Origin of the sequence: Cyclonatronum sp. (genome assembly GCF_022565315.1) — a bacterium.
Taxonomy (GTDB): domain Bacteria; phylum Bacteroidota; class Rhodothermia; order Balneolales; family Cyclonatronaceae; genus Cyclonatronum.
Genome location: NZ_JAIUMX010000003.1, coordinates 81,112 through 100,476 on the forward strand (window position 1 = coordinate 81,112; position 19,365 = coordinate 100,476).

The 19,365-nt window shown below is 51.3% G+C and carries 21 protein-coding genes and 1 tRNA gene; 10 read left to right on the plus strand and 12 right to left on the minus strand.

From position 1 onward, the window contains the following. Positions 1–20: 20 nt before the first annotated feature. The 8 genes from LAT75_RS01440 to LAT75_RS01475 form a co-directional block, all read right to left on the minus strand. Positions 21–104, minus strand: a tRNA-Leu gene (locus tag LAT75_RS01440). Between the two features lie 83 nt (positions 105–187). Then, positions 188–427 (minus strand): hypothetical protein, encoded by a 240-nt coding sequence (locus LAT75_RS01445; RefSeq protein WP_291480832.1) that lies wholly within the window; start codon positions 425–427, stop codon positions 188–190. After that, positions 424–1,062 carry a deoxynucleoside kinase gene (locus LAT75_RS01450; RefSeq protein WP_291480833.1) on the minus strand — a complete coding sequence of 213 codons (639 nt, stop codon included), beginning with the start codon at positions 1,060–1,062 and terminating at the stop codon, positions 424–426. The genes LAT75_RS01445 and LAT75_RS01450 overlap by 4 nt, the downstream gene beginning before the upstream one ends. Before the next feature lie 9 nt (positions 1,063–1,071). Next, positions 1,072–1,572: a 2-amino-4-hydroxy-6-hydroxymethyldihydropteridine diphosphokinase gene (folK, locus tag LAT75_RS01455; RefSeq protein WP_291480834.1), complete on the minus strand. Its 501-nt coding sequence runs from the start codon at positions 1,570–1,572 to the stop codon at positions 1,072–1,074. After that, positions 1,560–1,919, minus strand: coding sequence for a dihydroneopterin aldolase (gene folB / locus LAT75_RS01460; protein WP_291480835.1), 360 nt, complete (start codon positions 1,917–1,919; stop codon positions 1,560–1,562). The genes folK and folB overlap by 13 nt, the downstream gene beginning before the upstream one ends. A gap of 2 nt (positions 1,920–1,921) precedes the next feature. Next, positions 1,922–3,400, minus strand: coding sequence for a chromosomal replication initiator protein DnaA (gene dnaA, locus LAT75_RS01465; protein ID WP_291480836.1), 1,479 nt, complete (start codon positions 3,398–3,400; stop codon positions 1,922–1,924). Positions 3,401–3,726: 326 nt separating this feature from the next. Next, a complete protein-coding gene (prmC, locus tag LAT75_RS01470) occupies positions 3,727–4,599 on the minus strand; it encodes a peptide chain release factor N(5)-glutamine methyltransferase (RefSeq protein ID WP_291480837.1) in 873 nt (290 codons plus the stop codon). Further along, complete coding sequence (locus tag LAT75_RS01475) at positions 4,592–4,990, minus strand: hypothetical protein (protein WP_291480838.1); 399 nt, start codon at positions 4,988–4,990, stop codon at positions 4,592–4,594. Before LAT75_RS01475 ends, prmC begins: the two co-directional genes overlap by 8 nt. Positions 4,991–5,285: 295 nt before the next feature. Here LAT75_RS01475 and LAT75_RS01480 point away from each other — a divergent pair, with 295 nt between their 5' ends. Then, a complete protein-coding gene (locus LAT75_RS01480; RefSeq protein ID WP_291480839.1) occupies positions 5,286–6,098 on the plus strand; it encodes a hypothetical protein in 813 nt (270 codons plus the stop codon). Between the two features lie 112 nt (positions 6,099–6,210). Here LAT75_RS01480 and LAT75_RS01485 read toward each other — a convergent pair whose 3' ends face one another. Next, positions 6,211–6,996 (minus strand): HAD hydrolase-like protein, encoded by a 786-nt coding sequence (locus LAT75_RS01485; protein ID WP_291480840.1) that lies wholly within the window; start codon positions 6,994–6,996, stop codon positions 6,211–6,213. Between the two features lie 263 nt (positions 6,997–7,259). Here LAT75_RS01485 and eno point away from each other — a divergent pair, with 263 nt between their 5' ends. The 4 genes from eno to LAT75_RS01505 all read left to right on the plus strand — a co-directional run bounded on the left by eno (position 7,260) and on the right by LAT75_RS01505 (position 11,698). Then, positions 7,260–8,546: a phosphopyruvate hydratase gene (eno, locus tag LAT75_RS01490; protein WP_291480841.1), complete on the plus strand. Its 1,287-nt coding sequence runs from the start codon at positions 7,260–7,262 to the stop codon at positions 8,544–8,546. 310 nt (positions 8,547–8,856) lie between these two features. Continuing rightward, entirely contained in the window at positions 8,857–9,117 is a 261-nt protein-coding gene (locus LAT75_RS01495; protein ID WP_291480842.1) for an RNA-binding protein, read from the plus strand. Positions 9,118–9,165: 48 nt separating this feature from the next. Next, positions 9,166–10,311 (plus strand): DNA replication and repair protein RecF, encoded by a 1,146-nt coding sequence (gene recF / locus LAT75_RS01500; protein ID WP_291480843.1) that lies wholly within the window; start codon positions 9,166–9,168, stop codon positions 10,309–10,311. 67 nt (positions 10,312–10,378) lie between these two features. Beyond that, positions 10,379–11,698 carry a HAMP domain-containing sensor histidine kinase gene (locus LAT75_RS01505; RefSeq protein WP_291480844.1) on the plus strand — a complete coding sequence of 440 codons (1,320 nt, stop codon included), beginning with the start codon at positions 10,379–10,381 and terminating at the stop codon, positions 11,696–11,698. Between the two features lie 386 nt (positions 11,699–12,084). On the opposite strand, the gene LAT75_RS01510 is transcribed toward LAT75_RS01505, so the two are convergent. From LAT75_RS01510 to LAT75_RS01520, 3 genes are all read right to left on the minus strand, one after another. Continuing rightward, positions 12,085–12,660: a sigma-70 family RNA polymerase sigma factor gene (locus LAT75_RS01510; protein ID WP_291480845.1), complete on the minus strand. Its 576-nt coding sequence runs from the start codon at positions 12,658–12,660 to the stop codon at positions 12,085–12,087. 135 nt (positions 12,661–12,795) lie between these two features. After that, on the minus strand, positions 12,796–13,341 hold the full coding sequence (locus LAT75_RS01515; RefSeq protein ID WP_291480846.1) for a hypothetical protein: 546 nt from the start codon (positions 13,339–13,341) through the stop codon (positions 12,796–12,798). Next, positions 13,338–14,039 (minus strand): metallophosphoesterase family protein, encoded by a 702-nt coding sequence (locus LAT75_RS01520; protein ID WP_291480847.1) that lies wholly within the window; start codon positions 14,037–14,039, stop codon positions 13,338–13,340. The genes LAT75_RS01515 and LAT75_RS01520 overlap by 4 nt, the downstream gene beginning before the upstream one ends. Positions 14,040–14,360: 321 nt before the next feature. On the opposite strand from LAT75_RS01520, the gene LAT75_RS01525 reads away from it, so the two are divergent. The 5 genes from LAT75_RS01525 to LAT75_RS01545 are packed head-to-tail and all read left to right on the plus strand — an operon-like array spanning position 14,361 to position 19,052. After that, entirely contained in the window at positions 14,361–15,299 is a 939-nt protein-coding gene (locus LAT75_RS01525; protein WP_291480848.1) for a Gfo/Idh/MocA family oxidoreductase, read from the plus strand. 42 nt (positions 15,300–15,341) lie between these two features. Next, on the plus strand, positions 15,342–16,013 hold the full coding sequence (locus tag LAT75_RS01530; protein ID WP_291480849.1) for an acyltransferase: 672 nt from the start codon (positions 15,342–15,344) through the stop codon (positions 16,011–16,013). 51 nt (positions 16,014–16,064) lie between these two features. Continuing rightward, a complete protein-coding gene (locus LAT75_RS01535) occupies positions 16,065–17,345 on the plus strand; it encodes a flippase (protein WP_291480853.1) in 1,281 nt (426 codons plus the stop codon). Continuing rightward, positions 17,321–18,409: a glycosyltransferase gene (locus LAT75_RS01540; RefSeq protein ID WP_291480850.1), complete on the plus strand. Its 1,089-nt coding sequence runs from the start codon at positions 17,321–17,323 to the stop codon at positions 18,407–18,409. Before LAT75_RS01535 ends, LAT75_RS01540 begins: the two co-directional genes overlap by 25 nt. 10 nt (positions 18,410–18,419) lie before the next feature. Next, complete coding sequence (locus tag LAT75_RS01545; protein WP_291480851.1) at positions 18,420–19,052, plus strand: Crp/Fnr family transcriptional regulator; 633 nt, start codon at positions 18,420–18,422, stop codon at positions 19,050–19,052. Positions 19,053–19,365 lie beyond the last annotated feature (313 nt).

The window sequence follows — 19,365 nt, forward strand, 5'->3', positions numbered from 1 at the left end:
ATGACTTACAGGCTTTTGTGTGCCCTGGACTGGACTCGAACCAGCACGCCGTTGCCAGCACCACCCCCTCAAGATGGCGTGTCTACCAATTTCACCACCAGGGCAAGGGTTTTTTGTTGCAGACTTCAAATATAGGTACAAAAAGCAGGCTTATGCAAGTATTCCGGCTTGTTTTTTTAGCAATTTGTCAGGGCGCTTTTTTTTGCTCGTCGCGCTCTTCAATTACTTCGAATTCGGCGTCTTCTACATTGCCGACGCGGCGGCGGGTTTCTCCGCTTCGTGTATTCGGCTGCCGGAAGCCTGTTCCGGGCTTATCATCGAAAGGAGGCCGGCCCGGGTTTGCAAAGCGCTCACGGCGCTTCATATACGCATCAGCGGCTATGCGGATGAGCAGGAAAATAAGTATAAAAAAAAGCAGGTATTTCATGTGGGCTTCAGGTAAATGCGGTCCTGAGTGAGCGTTTCGTGGAATATGCAGTGCTCAATGGCCTTATAATGATCCGGGTTGTTCACGAAATCCGCATCATTGGCCCGGATAATCAGAACCGGGGCTTTGGTATAGTGTTTGAAAAAATGGTTATAGGAATCGCTGAGCTCACTCAGATAGTCCTCGCTGATGTGCTGTTCGTATTCCCGGCCTCTGTTCCGGATATTTTCCATGAGGCGGTCAACGCTGCATTGTATGTACACCATCAGATCGGGTTTGGCTGCAATACCGCTCATAATGGAGTAGATTTTATCATAGAGTGCAAGCTCATCATCGCTGAGGTTCAGCCGGGCAAAAATGCGGTCTTTATCGAAGATGTAGTCGGAAAGGATGGTTTCCTGAAACATATCTTTTTCAAAGAGGCGCTGCTGCTGATTAAAGCGGCTTGCCAGAAAGGTGAGCTGCGTCTGAAAAGCGTAACGCTCCCGGTCCTCATAAAATTTGGGCAGGAAAGGGTTGTCTTCGAACTCTTCAAGAACAAGACGGGCGTTGTGCTGTTTGGCGAGCATGGTAGCGAGCGAGGTTTTACCCGCTCCTATTACGCCCTCGATGGCTATGTAATCGTATTTATTCACGGCTAAAATCTACCACAATAAAGCTGTTTTGTAAACCTGCATTTTTGGAGCCTGCCCGAGCAGTTCGGCTGCTGTTTGGTTTAACCGGGGATGCCGCCATGCGGGCAGGATTTCAGCAAGGGGCATCAGAACAAATGCCCGTTCATGGCAGCTTTTGTGTGGGATAGTGAGGAATGATGAATCCAGGATAAGGCCGCCGCAGCTGATGATATCAAGATCGAGGGGGCGGTTGCCCCAGCGTACTGCGCTGAAATCACGGCCTTGTGCTGCTTCGGTCTGTTTGAGATTTGCGAGAAGCCGTTCCGGTGGCAGCAGGCACTCAAAAGCTGCTACCGCATTGAGAAAAGGGGCATCAGCAGGGCCAACAGCTTCACTCTCATAAACCGAAGACTTCAGCAATGGCTGCCCGCTGCTGTTTCCGGCAAGCTGCATACAGCAGCGCAGCCCTTCGCCCAGGTATGTGAGCCGGTCGCCTTCATTGCTGCCCAGCGCAATAACTACCTGCGCCATGTGCGGCTGATTTCGACATATTCGCAATCCTGAACCACCGGCGGGTGATGCTTGCGCAGGCAAACCGTGATTTCCGGCACCTGCGGGAATGCCTGCAGCAGCCGGCTGCCGATTTGCTCAAGCAGCTTTTCGATCAGCTTCACCGGTTTACCCTGCATGATATCAGCAATAAGGCTGCATGCCTTGCTGTAATCCAGCGTGTTGCTGAGTTCGTCGGTAAGGCCGGCTTCACCAAGCGAAACGGAGAAGTCAACATCTATCGAAAAGCTGTTTCCGGTTTCCCGTTCAAAGGGGGAATAACCGTGCGGTGCCCTGAAGCGCAGGTTGCGTATGCTGAGGCGATCCATGGTTACAGGCTGGCAAGCTCAATTTTCTGCGTGAGCTCTTTCACAATTTGTGCATGTCTTTGGCTTGTCTGAATGCGGTCTTCTATCGTGGTGATTGCATGAATCACCGTTGAATGATCGCGACCGCCGAACTGCAGACCAATGGACTTCAGGCTGGATTTAGTGAGTTTTTTGGAAAGATACATGGCAATCTGACGGGCTTCCACAATTTCCTGCTTGCGCGTTTTTTCACGTACTTTGTTGGTGTCGATGCCGAAAAAGTCGCAAACAAGGGCCTGAATGTTCTCAACGGTTACCTGTTTCGTTGTTTCCTTAATCATATCCTTGAGGATACGTTTGGCCATGGGCAGGTCAATGTGGTCGATTTGCTGAAGCGAGGAAGCCGCAAGCAGCTTGATGATGGCCCCTTCAAGATCACGCACGGATGATTTGAAATTGGTGGCGATAAACTCCAGGATCTGCGGCTCGAACTCAATGCCGTTGTCGATGGCTTTCCGTTCAAGAATTGCGAAACGGGTTTCGTAATCCGGCATTTGCAGATCGGCAGTTAAGCCCCATTTGAAGCGGGAAATGAGCCTGTCTTCAATATCTGAGATGTCTTTGGGGGGGCGGTCGCTTGTAAGGATAATCTGCTTGCCTTCCTGATGAAGAGCATTGAAAATGTGGAAAAACTCTTCCTGAGTTTTCTCCTTACCGCTGAAAAACTGAATATCGTCGATGATGAGCACATCGATATTCCGGTACATCATTGAAAATTCACTTGCACGGTTGTTACGGATGGCCCGCACAAACTCGTTGGTGAAGTCATCAGAGGTAATGTAGAGGATGTTTTTTTCGTTGCCGAAGTCGTTGCGGATTTTGTTGCCGATGCTTTGAGTAAGGTGTGTTTTACCCAAGCCGGTGCCTCCGTAAATAAAAAACGGATTAAAGGAATTTGCGCCCGGGTTTTCGGCAATAGCAATCCCGGCTGAACGGGCAAGGCGGTTGCAGTCGCCTTCAATGAAGCGGTCGAACACATAGCTGGAGTTCAGATTGGAGTTGAGTCTGTTTTTCTGAATTCCGGGAATAACAAAAGGATTCTGAATCTGATTGGTCTGATAGCGCGGCAGGTCGTTCAGGGAGTTGTGGTAGGGCTGTGTGCCGGGCATGCTGCGCTGAGGCAGGTTTACCGAGGCAGCCGGCGGGGCGTAAGCCTCATTTTTACTTTCTACCTTGATGGAGTACTGCAGTTTACCGTCCCGGCCGATTACACTTTGGATGGTGTTGCGAAGAATGGTGTAGTAATGCTCCTCGAGCCACTCATACCAGAACTGTGAGGGCACCTGTATGGTTAGCGTTTGTCCCTCAATCCTTAAAGGTACAATGGGCTCAAACCAGGCTGAATATTTTTGTGCGTTGATTTTATCTTTTATCAGAGTCAGGCACTGAGCCCATTTCGCCCGGGCTATCTCATGAGACACGTTTGTTTCTTGCAGAGACACGATGAACTTGGAAAAAATGGTTGAAGAAAGGCAATTTGAAGCACAGTTATCCACAGAGGGGGTAACCGGTCGCTGAATATCACTGGCTTAAAATGCTGAATTATTTCCTGTAAGTCAAAGGGTCGGCCCCCAGGTTGGGGTAGTTATCCACATAGTGGTATAAGTGTGTTAAGAGCTTTATAATTAAATACTTGAGGTGAATTTTGTAAAGCCTCATTTTTTTACTTGACGGCACTTAAGGCACAACAAAGGCAGGTTTGCATATCCGGAATTCAGGGCCGCTTACGCCCAAAAAAAGTTACAAACAAGTTATCCACATTTTATTCTTACAGAATTTTGCAGGCCAGCATCCTGTCTTTTCCGGCATAATCCTGCCGTATCTGTACCTGAAAGCCGTATCCCGCAATTTCACGGCTGATTTCCGGGCCGAGGTTTTCGTGAATTTCAGCATATAAAGTGCCGCCAGGCCTCAGGTTTTTCCTGCCAAAACGGGCAAGTGCAGCATAAACGGAGCTGACATCGTGGTGGAAAAGCGCCGTTTCCGGTTCGAAAGCGGCAACCTCCCGGTCAATTGAAGCGCGTTCGCTAAAGGGTATATAGGGCGGGTTTGAGACAATAATGTGGTACGGACCCGCACCTCCGGTTAAGTCAGGTCTGAACAGGTCATGTTCAAAAAAGCGAATTTGGGCTTTGTGTTTCTCTGCATTGATGCGGGCCGTTTCGAGAGCCTGCCTGCTTATGTCGAAGGCGCTGAGTAAAAAATCGGGCCGTTCTGTTTTCAGGGCAATAGCGATGCATCCGCTGCCTGTGCCCGCATCGAGAATACACAGCTCTGATTCCTGTGCTGCATCTTCCAGAATAAGTTCAACCAGCTGCTCTGTTTCGGGCCGGGGAATCAGCACTTCCGGCCCAACCTTCATTTCCAGGCCAAAAAAATCTGTTTTGCCGGTTATATACTGAAGGGGCTCGTGTGCGGCCCGCCGGAGTATAGCGGGTTTGAGGGTGCTCAGTTCTTTGGTGTGCAGCAGCCGGTCGAATTGAAGGTAAAGGTCAAGCCGTTTGCAGGCTAAGGCGTCGGCCAGAAGCCATTCAATGCTCAGCCTCGGCTGATTGATACTTTTGCTTTCAAAATAGCCGGTTGCCCAGTCGAGCATGCTGAGCACCGTCCAGGTTTTCGGCACAGCAGGCAGTTCAGGCATCCGCGTCGGTATCTTCTGTAGTTTTACTCTCCTGAATGGTTAGCCCGAAACGACCGCTGAACTCCACAATAAACCCGTAAACCACATCCTGAATGAGCGGCTCTATGTTATCTGAAGATGCCGAACTGCCCCTAAAGCCCATTCTGCCACCGGTAATCACAAAATCAATTTCAATTTTATCACTAAGCGTTTTAATCAGGGCAGTTACGGTAGTGCTCGAGTTGATGAGCTTTCGGTGTTCTTCATAAATGAAAACACTGATCACATGCCCTGTTTCGGAAATGTGATGAGCAAAGTGATACTGAGGTTTCGTTTTATCTGCAAGGCTGCCGGCAAACATTTGAAGCGTATCTGACGGGCCGTAAATCATAAATTTTCTGACTGAATCCATACCTCTTATTTAATGTGGACGTTTGATATCCTTAGGAACCAAAAATGATGTATAATAGTATATAACTGTTGTTCTGTTAAACCGGGAACTGCAGGTGAAAATAAAAAACTGCAGCACAAGGATGATTTCGGAATGCTGAATTAGATGTTTTGATTACATTAACTGTAACAGGTGCAGGTATAAATACGCACCCGGGTGTTAGTTATACAGCAGTTAATGAACAAAATCTGACTTCAGAAATTCGATTCAGGATATACACAAAATAGAACCCAATTCAAAACCCTATTTTTGAGCCATGCGACATATTCTTCGGGCAAAATCGTGCAAGCTTGTTTGGGCTGCCTTCTTTGCCGTAATTATTTTTTCAGTGTTGCCGGTAAACGAAGCACAGGCCCGCCAAACTATAGAACCGGAAATCCGTCCCGCCTCAGGCTGGGTGAGTCCGCTTGATTTTGGTCTGCGCCACGGTGCTACGTTTAACCTCAACATTACTAACCACGGGTTCTCCATTTCCGGGCAGTACCGCTACGTGCTTGGGCCGCATACACAGTGGGTGAGTGAAGCAGGTTTCGGAAATATTAAAGACTCACGCGAACAGGCTTTTGTGACCTGGTTCGGTCAGCAGATCATTCCCAATAAATACAACAGGGTTTTGAATTTTCCGGTTATGACGGGCGTTCGCCAGCGCCTGCTTGCTGATTATATTGAAGATAACTTCAGGTTTTATGTTTCCGGTATGCTCGGCGCCAGCTTTTCTTTTGTATATCCGTACTTTGAAGACCTCCTTCTGGAAGACGGCCCTGCACAGGTGCAGCTGCCGGGCAGCCGGATCTATGATGTTTTCCAGGGCTGGGGCGACGGCAGCTGGCAAACCGGCTGGTCGGGGAAACTGGCCCTTGCTGTAGATTTCGGCCAAACCTTCAATACCCTCACTTCGCTGGAGTTTGGGGTTATGGGGCATTATTATCCGAAAGGCATTCAGATAATGGAGCCCAACCGGCTCGTAGAGCGTGAGGGTTTTCTGGAAATAGAACGCGGCACGGGCTTCCCGGCCCAAAAACTTTTTCTGACACCCACCATCACCCTGATGTTCGGCGGCATGTGGTAGGGTAAACCGGGCTGATGTATAGCGGCACTGCGGTACTGTGGCGCGGATAGCATTTGTGGCGGCAAAATATTAATAAGACAGGCTTTGTATGCGTAATGCATGCAGAGCCTGTTTACTTTTCGAGAAGAGCCGTTAGCCACTGCTGAGGCGCCTCAAGGCTGTCGAGCACGAGATCGGGGCCGAAACGGCTCAGCTCTTCCCGGCTGAAAGGCCCTGTAGTTACGGCCACACTCTTGCATCCAAAATGCTGCGCGCAGCCGATATCGCGGGGCGTATCACCGATAATTACCATGTTCTGCGGGAGCAGATCGTTACCAACCACAGATCGGCCTATTTCCCAGGCTATTTCCGGCAGTTCGTTACGGTCAAAATGATTCCCCCCAAACGCCCCGGTTTCAAAATAGCTATCCAGCCCTGCACGGCTAAGTTTGGTGAAGGCCGCCTCTCTGAAGTTACCGGTAAGCAGCCCCGCGGGCAGCCCCTGCTCCAGGCACCATGCTGCGGCTTCAGCAGCGCCGGGCAGCGTATCAAGATCGCTTGGAGCAAGCATTTCTTCCAGCGTATCTACATATACCTGCCGCAGCGTATCAAAATTGCTGGTGCACAGCTGATTGGCTTCCAGCAGCTGCGTGAAAATGTCGCGGTCGGTACGGCCTGCAAAGGAGGTAGAGCCTACCTCAAAAGTTTCTCTGCCCAGCTTGCGCAGCAGCACGTCTATAAGTTTCGGCATGAAGCCCTCCCGAATACGTAGCAGGGTGCCATCAATATCAAATAAAATAAAAGCCGGGCGCATGTTCAGAAAGCGATTTTTAGAGTTAGATAATACATTTTTGAAGCGGGAGCGGCTGCAAACCATTTTACCTGATGAGAAGCCCGTACAAAAAGCTTTAGCACTCATATTAACAAAGGTTTAGCGCAGGTGCAGCTCCCCGTAAAATAATGGATGAAACCAAAAAACAAATAATCCTATTAGATTATGGATTAAGAAATACGGGTGAAAAACCGTATATTGCCGTGATTTAAGTTTTTAAGTCAACTCAATTTACATAGGTCTTTGCTGCAACGGCAGCCCGGCGCGGAGTTTTGAAATCCGCTGGTCTTTAGAACCGGCCGCTCATTGCAGTGAAAACCGTCATTATAATAAACAAATACAAAATAGCTATGGCAATTATTGAAGATATTGTAGCCCGACAGATTTTTGACTCAAGAGGCAACCCGACCGTTGAAGTCGATATTATCCTTGAAAACGGTGTTTTGGGTCGTGCGGCTGTTCCGTCTGGTGCTTCAACCGGCGAACTCGAAGCTGTTGAGCTCAGAGACGGCGATAAAGACCGCTACCACGGCAAAGGTGTTTCCAAAGCTGTTGAAAATGTGAACGATATTATCGCAGATGAGCTGATTGGCGAGAATGTGCTGAATCAGGTTGAAATCGATGAGCTGCTGCTCGAACTCGACGGTACTGACAACAAATCAAAACTCGGTGCCAATGCGCTGCTGGGCGTATCTCTTGCTGTTGCCGATGCGGCAGCCGGTTACCTCGAAATTCCTTTCTGGCGCTATGTGGGCGGTGTTAACGCAAAAGTACTTCCCCTGCCCATGATGAACATCATCAACGGAGGCTCACATGCCGATAACAACGTTGATTTTCAGGAATTCATGATTATGCCTGCCGGTGCATCAAGCCTGAGCGATGCGCTGCGGATGGGCAGTGAGGTTTTCCATCACCTCAAAAAAGTACTTTCATCTAAAGGCTACAACACTTCTGTAGGTGATGAAGGCGGTTTCGCACCAAACCTGAAATCTAACGAAGAAGCTGTTGAGGTAATTCTCAAAGCCATTGAAAATGCAGGATATAAGCCACAAGATGACATCCTTATAGCCCTCGATCCTGCCGCTTCTGAATTCTACAACAAAGAAACTGGCCTGTATGAACTTAAGTGGAGCAGCGGTCAAAAGATGACCTCTGACGAGCTGGCCGATTACTGGGCGGGATGGTGCAGCAAGTACCCCATCATTTCCATCGAAGATGGTATGGACGAGTCTGACTGGGAAGGCTGGAAGAAACTCACCGATGCCATTGGTGATAAGGTGCAGCTGGTTGGTGACGACCTTTTTGTTACCAATACCGAAATCCTGGCCAAAGGCATTGAGCTTGGCGTAGCCAACTCCATCCTTATTAAGGTAAATCAGATCGGTACCCTCACCGAAACCCTCGATGCTATCGAGATGGCACACAAAAACGGCTACACAGCTGTTATCAGCCACCGTTCCGGCGAAACCGAAGATACTACCATTGCTGATCTGGCTGTTGCTACCAACGCAGGGCAGATCAAGACCGGCTCTATGAGTCGTACTGACCGTATCGCCAAGTACAATCAGCTTATTCGCATTGAAGAGCAGCTGGGTGCACAGGCAATCTTTCTGGGACACGAAGTATTTGGTTTCTAAGCAGCTCAAACTGCTTCAGGCTTGCCGTTTCATACCTCTGAATTCCGGGAAACCGGCTTTCAGGGTTGTATAGTGAACAGAAACCGGTAAGATGAGCGGCGCGCCCGCTGATCTTGCCGCCTGACTTTAAGGCTGCGGCTGCTTCTCGGAGTGCTGCAGCCTTTTTTGTTCGGTACCACAGCTCCAGCGAGTAAAAGCCGGTACAAAGGCAGGCTGTTACCAAACGTTTCGGGTTTGAGGCGGTGTTAAAAGCACCTCAGACACCCACGGAAGTTCTGACAATCGAAATTTGAAAAAATGAGCTTAAGAGATGAATATATATGTAGGAAATCTTGCCTGGGAAGCAACCGAGCAGGATCTTGAAACTTTATTTGGCTACTTCGGCGACGTGAAAAATGCAGTTATCATTAAAGAACGCAAAACGGGCCGATCAAAAGGGTTTGGTTTTGTTGAGCTTGAAGATGATGAAAAAGCAGGTGTAGCCATAGATAAGCTAAACAACACTGTTTTTATGGAGCGGGCCATTATTGTGAATGAAGCCCGCCCCAAAAATGAACCGGCATCAGAATAAGGCCAATCTTTGTGATAGCAGCCCCCCCGAGCATTAGCCTGGTACAGAATGATTGTTAACAGCATCAGGCTGGAAAACTTCAGAAACCATGAGGCCACTGAAGTTAACTTTGCCCCAGGCATAAACCTGATAACCGGGCGCAACGGGATGGGGAAAACCAACCTTATCGATGCGATACACTATTTGTGTATGAGCCGGAGTTTCGCCACTTCCTCCGATATGTACGTTGTGAGGCAGGGCAGCTCCGGCTTTTTTATTGAAGCACAGCTAAGCGGAAGTATTCGCAGTGCTTTCGGGCTTTCGTGCAGCTACAGCCGTGGCGAGGGTAAAAAATTCAGGGTAAACGACAGCCCGCTGGAGCGCCTCTCCGATCTTATCGGCATTGTGCCCGTTGTAGTGCTCTCCCCAGACGATAAACGCCTCACCAACGAAGGCCCGGCCGAAAGGCGGTCTTTTCTCGATGCGATGATCAGTCAGGTGTACCGTTCATACCTTACCGATCTGCTCGAGTACCGCAGAATTATCCGGCAGCGCAACCGGCTGCTTTCCATGCGAAATGTGCGCCCCGACCTGCTCCGGATTCAGCTCGAACCTTGGAATCAGCAGCTCGCAAAATCAGGCGCCAAAATAATTGAACGCCGCAGAAATGTACTTGCCCGCTTTGCCCGCTTTCTGGAAGATAGCTACGCCCTGATTTCCGGAATCGGGCTGAAACCTTCTTTTGAATACAAAACAATAGCTCCGGTTCCGGAAGGCGCAGACGAAACCCATATTGCCGGGCTTTTTGCCGCACTTATAGAGGATAATCACGACAAGGAAACCGAACGGCAGATGACGCTATTTGGCCCTCATCGCGACGACCTTGTTTTTTACCTGGATGGTATGGAACTTCGCAAGTTTGGCTCACAGGGGCAGCACCGCTTGTTTGCACTTGCCCTTAAACTCGCGCAGCTTGCCTACTTCAGCGATACCCTCGACGACCTGCCCGTTTTTTTACTGGATGATGTTTTCGGCGATCTCGACCCGGCCAAGGTGAAGGTGCTCGCCGATATGCTGAACGCACATACCGGGCAGGCGTTTATTACGGCAGCCAATCAGACACCATTTGAAGGGCTCATCCCGTTTGATACAGCGCGTAACCGGCATTTCAGTGTTACCGACGGGCCTCAGGTAAGCCCGGTAAGCGCTGGCTAAAGTTCGGCTTTGAGCCTTACAGCAGCACCGGTATCTTAGCACAGCCTCACTTAAGTTCCAGAAATTCATGAACCTCCAATCGGCAACCTCAACCACAAGCTTCCGCGTTAAAGCTTTCATTATCAGCCTGCTGGTATTGCTGGCAATCGCTTCTTTTGTGTACACACAGTATCTGATTGGTCAGATACGCGATAACGAGCGGGCAAGTACCGAACTTTGGGCTAAAGCCTCGGCCTATATTTCTGTAGAGCAGTATCAGCAGTCGCAGATGCTGCTGCAGCGGATGGCTCAGGAGGTTGAAGCCCATCCGCTTGTCGGCCCTGAGCTGAGGAACCGGTGGAGCGCTGTAATCAGCCGTGTACAATCCGAGCTGAGCAACGCCGGCCTTGACTTCGTAGCCAACGAGGTGATCATTAACAACCTGTTTGAAATCCCTTCTATTGTGGTAGATCAGGAGGGGCGAATCGTGCATCACCGCAATATCCGTGAAAACGATCTGGACAGCAGGCTTGTATCAAAGTACGCGAGTGTTAACGATCCTATCATTTTTTTTGTAGGGGATGGCGACTCACAGGAAATGCAGATGCTCTACTATGGCAACAGCGCACTCGTAAGCACGCTTAGGTTCTTTCCCTACATTCAGTTCGGTTTGCTCACCCTGTTCCTCGGGCTTGGATATGCGAGCCTGAGCAGCATCAAGCGGAATGAGCAGAGCAAGCTTTGGGTTGGGATGGCACGGGAATCAGCCCATCAGCTGGGTACACCGATTTCGAGCCTTATGGGATGGATTGAGCTGCTGAAAGAGAGCGCAGGGGAGGATGAGTACACCCTGTCGATCGTTCATGAACTCGAAAACGATGTGGACCGGCTGCAGACGATAGCCGACCGCTTTAATAAAATAGGCTCAGAGCCGGAGTTAAAAGTGATGCGGGCCGGCCCGGTTGTAAGCCATGTATGCAGCTATATGAGCCGCAGGCTGCCACAGCTGGGCGGTAAAATCGGTTTTAAAAAAGATATTGAAATGCAGGGCAAGGTAGCCCTGAATGAACAGCTGTTTACCTGGGCCCTTGAAAACCTGATTAAAAATGCTTTCGATGCCACCGATGAAGGCTTCGTGAGTGTAACCTCTGTACTTGACGGCGGCTTGCTGCGCATTGATGTGGAAGATACCGGAAAGGGTATTGAGCGCAGGCTTCATAAAGAAGTGTTCAGCCCCGGTTTTAGTACTAAAAAACGGGGCTGGGGGCTTGGGCTGAGCCTCGCCCGGCGCATTATCGAAGAGTACCACGGCGGTAAAATATTTATCGACCGCTCTAATCCGGGCGACGGTACCCGGTTCAGGATTGAACTCCCGCTGAAAACGGATTACTCCATACTGGAAATGTAGATCCTGATGCGGGGCTATAAACATAAAATCCCTTTGGGGTTTCTTTTTGAGCCGGTGTGTACCCCTCCAACCTCCGCACATCAGGCAATTCAGGATGCAACTGCAACCCGTATGCTGCCTGGCTTAGCCGAACAGCGGGATTTGAAATTGCAAACGGAACTCGTTACACAATACCGGACCCGACCGGGGGGAAGGGATGTTTATAGTCAGAGCAGTTGGGCGCTGCTGCATCAGCCTCCTTCAGGGGTCGCATATAACCCCAACGGGCCTGTTTCTCTGAAATAGGCCGAAACCCTTATTTGTGATGAAGATTCGGCCCAACAGGAAATTGTTAGTGTAGTCCATAAAAAAAGCCCCGTTGAGGGGCTTTGGAAAAAACAGGAGAATTAATCCCGATTGAAACCGCGCTTTTCGGCATACTCTGTAAGCCTTACGCGGAGCAGGTTCCTGCCCCGGTGAAGCCTCGATCGGATGGTACCTATGGGCACATCGAGCATGTTTGCAATTTCTTCGTAGGTGAAGCCTTCCACATCACACAATAAAACAACGGTGCGGAAATCTTCCGGGAGCTCGGTAAGGGCTGTGGTAACATCATCATCCATCATCTCCCGGTACATGAGGTCCTCAAGGTCGGTTGTTTCTGACTGCTCGCTGCGAACCGACTCGTAATACTGCGAAACTTCAGAGTAATCAACCTGATGGGGCTGCTTAGACTTCTTGCGGTAATTATTAATGTAGGAGTTCTTCAGAATCCGGAACAGCCATGCCTTGGCATTCGTCCCCTTTTCATAACTGCTAAAAAAGCGGAATGCCTTTACGATCGTATCCTGTACGAGGTCTTCGGCATCATTCGGGTCAGCTGTAAGTCGCAGTGCAAAATTATAGATAGCATCAAGATGAGGGAGCATTTCCTCGTTAAAATCCTGCTGCTTCTGAATTTCAGCACTTGTTAAATTTGCCATAGAGTGTTGGAAATGCGGGTCGCGCACCCGGATTCAATATTAATAATCAGTACAAAATACAAAAAGGGAAATCAAAACAAGAATTTTTTATTTGGACTCAGTGTAAAGAACGAGCTCCAAAAAGGGGCTTAATTTTCAAAAAACCTTGTTTTGCATGAATGACTGCCGGAACACGGCAGCGAAAATAATAATAAAGGAAGCCCCGGGAGTTAAATAGTAAGTAAGCATGCGGTAAACGTGCATAAATCCCTCAAAAAGGCTCAGACTTAGAAGGTAAGCCAGTACTGCCAATAAGCCAAACAGCAGCTGCATGCCCGCATGAACGTACAGATAGGGTTTATAGTGTGTAAGAAAGCAGAAGAAGAGCATCGGCAGTATCATGTAGAAGCCCCAGGGGGTACTGTAGATGTGCTCTTTCCAGCCGGTTCCGCTGCGCTCATACAGGGTGAAGGTCACAGATTTCTGAACTTCAGGCAGGTGATAGCGGTCGGGTTCCGCTGCGATGAGCTGTTCGGTTAGAGGATATACGAGCTGCTGCATAATCAGGGCGCGCCCCGGCCGTACGAGCACGATATAGGCGGAAACGAGCAGCAGAAACACCCCCGCACGTACAGCGCTGAGCTGCCAGACGGAACTTTTCGGGTAGGTATCATCTGCAGGTATCTGCTGCCCTTTACTCATCTCAGCTGCATTAAAAACCGTGCATGAGATGATTTTATGCCGAGCCTGTCGTAGGCTTTCAGGGTTTCAGCCAGCGGGTATTTCAGCCGGATGAACTCATGGGTTTTGGCAGTAAAATCGATTACCAGAAAGGAAGCCCGGTAATCTTTATCCCTCGACTGACCCACGCTTCCGGGATTGATGACATATTTATAGTCGTCTTTGATGCCAAAAACACCAAACTCATTGGCTACGATGCCTCCTATATGGGTGTGGCCCACAAATACAAGCCGCTGTTTAACTTCTTTGAGCAGCTGCTGACACTTAATGGCGTTGTCGAGATAAGGCCAGCTGCCGGTTTCCAGCGGGTGTGCGTGCGCCGCAATCCATTCATCGGTTTCGATGGTCATGGGCAGGCCGCCGAGCCACTCGCGGTTTTCAGCGGAAAGCATTTCTACCGATTTTTTAAGCAAACTCTGATTGGGTTCCCGAAAAAACTTAAACGACATGGCACCATTCACCACGGAATCGTGATTCCCTTTTACGGTTTCATACCCGCGCTCCCGAATCAGGGAAACGACCTCATCGGGGTTAGGGCCATAACCAATCAGATCGCCCAGGCAAATCACCCGGTCTGGCCCGATGCGGTCAAGTTCTTCCAGCACAACTTGTGTTGCCTCGAGGTTGGCATGTAAATCAGAAATTATGGCTAATACCATGAATAATATTTAGATGAGTCGAACAGTACTGTAAATGGAGGAGCGGAAAGCACTCTTGGCGGGCTAACGCCAGGGCCATGTATATTTCAATTATTTAGAGAACAAAGCGGGTTGCTAAAACGGTTTCATAGCCGGCAGATTTCAGTTTTTTGTCAGAATAGTAATTTACAAATAATCTGCCGCTTTTGCAGAAGCTGTATTAGGCTGATTTGTAATCCGGAACCGCACCGAATCCTTTCAAATGCTTAGCTTCCTTTATCGTATCTTAAGCCAAAAATCCGGATAAATCGCTGATCAGTTCCTTTGAAGCACGCCTCACCCATGAAAAACTTCGCCCTTACCGGAGTGGCAGGTTATATCGCTCCCCGCCACCTGCAGGCCATTCACGAAACCGGCAACCGCCTTGTTGCCGCCGTTGATGTGCACGACTCTGTCGGAATCCTCGACCGCTATTTTCCTGAAACTTCTTTCTTTACGCAGTTTGAGCGCTACGACCGCCATGCCGAAAAACTGCGCTTTGCCGGGCATCCCGATAAAATTGACATCGTGAGTATCTGCTCACCCAATTACCTGCACGATGCGCACATCCGCCATGCGCTGCGAATCGGGGCCGACGCCCTTTGCGAAAAGCCGCTGGTGCTCAACCCGTGGAACCTCGATGCCCTGGAAGAAATGGAGCGCGAGCATCAGAAAAAAGTCTTTAACGTACTGCAGCTTCGGGTGCACCCCTCGCTGATGGCCCTCAAGCAGGAGCTTGCGGAAAACCCGCCTGCAAAGCGGCCCTCCGTGCAGCTCAGCTATATCACCTCCCGCGGCCTGTGGTACCATTATTCGTGGAAAGGCGATCTCTCCAAGTCAGGCGGTATCGCCACCAATATCGGCATTCATTTTTTTGATATGCTGATGTGGTTTTTCGGCGCCCCGAGGCAATCGCACGTGCACCTGCGGGAGCCCCACAAAATGGGCGGGTTCCTCGAGCTCGAAGGCGCCGATGTAAGCTGGTACCTCTCCCTCGACCGGGAAGACCTTCCCGAATCCGCTAAGCAGAACGGTCAGCCGACTTTCCGCTCCATCACCATCGACGGGCGCGAAATCGAATTCAGCGGCGGCTTCACTGATCTGCATACCCGCGTGTATGAAGAAACCCTGGCCGGCCGCGGCTTCGGCCTGGCTGACGCCCGCCCGAGTATCGAACTCGTGCACGGCATCCGCACCGCGCCGCTCAGCAGCAAAGGCGCGAAAAGTCCGTTCATCCGCTAAGCCAACCGAGATTTCATCCCCCCCCCAAAAATCTTAACCCGCATGACACGCATCACCGAGCTTCCCGGCGTATTTATCCATGAAAGTGCCTGGGTTGACGCCCCGTGCAGCATCGGCAGAGGCACCAAAATCTGGCATTTCTGCCACGTACAGCGCGATGCCCGGCTCGGCGAAGGCTGCGTGCTGGGCCAAAACGTGAACATCGCCAACGGCGTAATTATCGGCAGCCGGGTCAAAATTCAGAACAATGTATCGGTGTACGCCGGGGTGGAACTGGAAGATGAAGTGTTCCTCGGTCCGAGCTGCGTACTCACCAATGTTACCAACCCGCGCTCGCAGGTGAACCGACAGGCGCAGTATGAGCGCACCCTCATCAGGCGCGGGGCAACAGTCGGGGCCAACGCTACCATCGTTTGCGGCATCACCCTGGGCCGCTACTGCTTTGTGGCCGCCGGTGCCGTAGTAACCCGCAGCGTGCCTGATTACGCCCTCATGGCCGGCAACCCCGCCCGCATCCGCGGATGGATGAGCCGGCACGGGCACAAGCTCAGCCTCAGCAAGCCCGGCGACGCATCGGCCTGCCCCGAATCGGGCCTGCGCTATATTATGGATGATAACGAAACCGTTCGTTGCACCGATCTCAGCGAAAACGCCCCCCTGCCGGAAAGCCTTGAAACCGGCCGGCTCGCCTATCGTGCAGCCCAAAAGCCCTAAGCCCTTACAGACCCAGCCCGCCTGAAACAGCTCTACACAAACCGACAGATTCTGGCCTCATCCGCCTGGATGGGCACCTACCGTATGCTGCGCATGCTCGCAGCTTTTGGGGTAGCGGTGATGGTAGCCCGGTACCTGGGCCCCGAACAGTACGGCATGCTCAGCTACGCCCTCGCGCTCGTGATGCTGGTAACGGGCATAGCCGGCCCCGGTATGAAAGATGTGCTCACCCGGCAGCTCGCCGAATTCCCCGCCCGGCAGTACCAAACCATCCGGGCCGGTTTCCGGCTGATGCTCGGCCTGAATACCCTCACGCTGATACTCGCTATGGCGCTCATTATACTGCTGCGCCCGCAATCACAGATACTCTGGCTGCTCACGGCCATCCTCGGCCTGGGAAACCTCCTGCGCGCCTTCGAGGCCTACGAGCTCTGGTATCACTTCCGCCTCAAAATGAGCCGCACGGTGCTGGTGCAGGCCGCATCTTTTTTCACCTTTGCCCTATTTAAGCTGATGCTGATCTGGTGGGATGCAGGCCTGATCTGGATTGCGGCTGCCGTAATCTTTGAACTGCTGGGCAACGCCGCCGGCTTTTGGCTGCTCTACCGCAAAGACCCGCCGGACTCAGCAGATGCCCCTCGCGGCAGCAGTTTCCGTACCGAAAAACTCATCCTCTCGAAATCACTGCCGGTTATGGGCGGGTTTTTGTTCACGACGGCCCTCTTCAAGGCCGATCAGCTCATGCTCGGCCGTTTTTCAGGAGATGCCGGGCTTGGTTTCTACGCCGTAGCCGTGCAGTTTTCCGAATACTGGCTCTACCTCGCCGCGGCCCTTGTGCTGGCCTCCTACCCCAACCTGCTGGCAGCCCGGAAAAGCAGCATCATCGCATTTGAGCAGCAGTTCCGGCGCCTGTGCTCCATTCTGATTTACAGTGCAGCAGCCATTGCCGTGCCGGTTTGGCTTACCGGCGAGCGGATTATCCTTTTTTTTCTGGGGGATGCTTTCTTGCCCTCATCTCAAATTCTGAGCATTCATATCTGGGCAGTTATTTTTGTTTTTTTGATTGAAATACTCAAAAAATACTTTGTAATTGAAAATTTGTTGGTAGCTTATCTTAAAATAACAGCGTTTGCTTCCCTTCTTAATATTGGCCTTAACTTCCTGTTGATTCCGCTTTATGGGGGAACCGGTGCTGCCTGGGCCTCCGTTATTGCGTATAGTGCGGCCGGGTTTTGGGGGTTGTGGCTCTTTAGGGAAACCCGCCGGCCGGCACAGCTCATCTTTCAATCTGTTCTGATACCCATCAAATGGCTGATAAACCGCCTGTACTGATGCTTGCCTCGTCCCGCTCTGTGCATACACAGCGCTGGGCTATGGGGATGTACCGGCTTGGGTGGCCCGTTCATTTGCTAACAGCCGACCCGGATGAGCTGCTCGATTACGGTCCCGTGCCTGTAATCCGTTTGCCCGGTACCGGTAAAGCCACCTTTTTCACCTCTGCCCATAAAGTGCGAAAACTGCACCGCGCCCTCAAACCCGGCCTTGTACACGCATTTTACGCGACCAACTACGGCTTTCTGGCTGCCTTGGCCGGCTGCCGTCCGCTGCTGCTTTCTGTGATGGGTACGGATGTTTTTTCTTATCCCAACAAGAGTTTTCTGCACCTTGCAGGCACATCGGCCATCCTCAAACGGGCCGATTATATCGCTGCGACCAGCAAAATAATGGTGAGGCGGGTGAGATGGCTCAAAAGCAGTCCCGCCCGGATTGCACATACCCCCTTCGGTACAGACCTGAACCGCTTCAGACCTGCTGCCCGCAACTCATTGCCGGGCCGGGAAAACACCTTCCGAATTATAAGCGTGAGGCACCTCGAGCACAAATATGGTCTTGATGTGCTTATTGATGGGGCAGCATTGCTGCGCAGGCAGCTTCCCCGGCTAAACTTCAGCCTCGACATCTGCGGAGAGGGCCCGGAGCGCAAAGCCCTTGAGGCCCGTATTGCGGGGCACGGGCTGCAGGATATCTGCCGCATGCCCGGAGCCGTATCGCCCGAAGCCCTGCCGCAGCTGCTTCAGAACGCTGATATTGCGGTGGTACCCAGCAGGGAAGAAAGCTTTGGGGTCTCCGTAATCGAAGCCTCGGCATGCGGCATACCGGTAATCGGCAGCAAGGTTGGCGGCATACCGGAAGTAATCCGCGAAGGCGAAACCGGCCTTTTATTCCCCTCACAAAACGCTGCCGCACTCGAGGTTTGCCTCAGCCGTATGGCAACCGAGCCTTACACCCGGCAGCGAATGGGCCTCGCCGGCCGGCGGTTTGTGGAAGAAACCTACAGCGAAGAAGCCTGCCTTGCCCGCATGGATAAGCTTTACACGAAACTCACGCGGAAATAAGAAATAACATATGGAACCCGTCTTTTTTGAATACATCCCCGAGCTAAGCAAATCCCCCGAAATGCGGGAGCTGCTGCTCGAATACGGCACAACCCGAAGCTACGAACCCGGTGAAGTCATTCTGGAAGAGCACGCCCGCATCCGGGCCATACCCATTGTGACCAAAGGCACCATTAAGGTGATGCAGACCGATGATGATTACCGGGAGATGGTGCTCTACTACCTGCAACCGGGCGAAAGCTGCATCATGTCGTTTCTGGGAGGGATGCACGATGAGAAGAGCAAAATCAGGGCCGTAGCCGAAGAGCGAAGCGAACTGCTGCTGGTTTCGGTGGAAAACATGATGAAGCTCATCCGCGAGCACCCGATGTGGCTCAACTATGTGTTTCGCCTGTATCACAAGCGCTTCGAAGAGCTGCTTGAGGTTGTGAACGCCGTCTCCTTCAAAAAAATGGACGAGCGCCTGCTCGCCTACCTGCAGCGCAAAGCGGAAGTCTCGGGCAGCCGCGTACTCTACCTCACGCATGAGCAGATCAGTATTGAACTCGCAACCGCACGGGTGGTTGTATCGCGTCTGCTAAAACAAATGGAAAAAGAAGGCCTCGTAGAACTGCACCGCAACAAGCTCATCCTAAGGGCTTAGCGCTGTCGCCCCGCAGGAAATTGCACGCGGATTGGGCGGACTTGCAGACGTGAATTTGCATGGATATTTTGACCGCTGACCGCTGACCGCTGACCGCTGACCGCTGACCGCTGACCCCGCATCATCTTGCACACGTTTGATGTTTCAGGCCATTCAAATATCACGTGAGGTATCTCCCGCATCCGGATCCGCAGCCTCCGGCTGCGAAATCAGCTGAAAGCAGAATTACAGTACAGAAGCTTTCCCTTTTTGTTGAATTAGCGTAACTTTGGGGTTCTCAAAAAAAGCCGAAGTAGCTCAGCTGGTAGAGCAA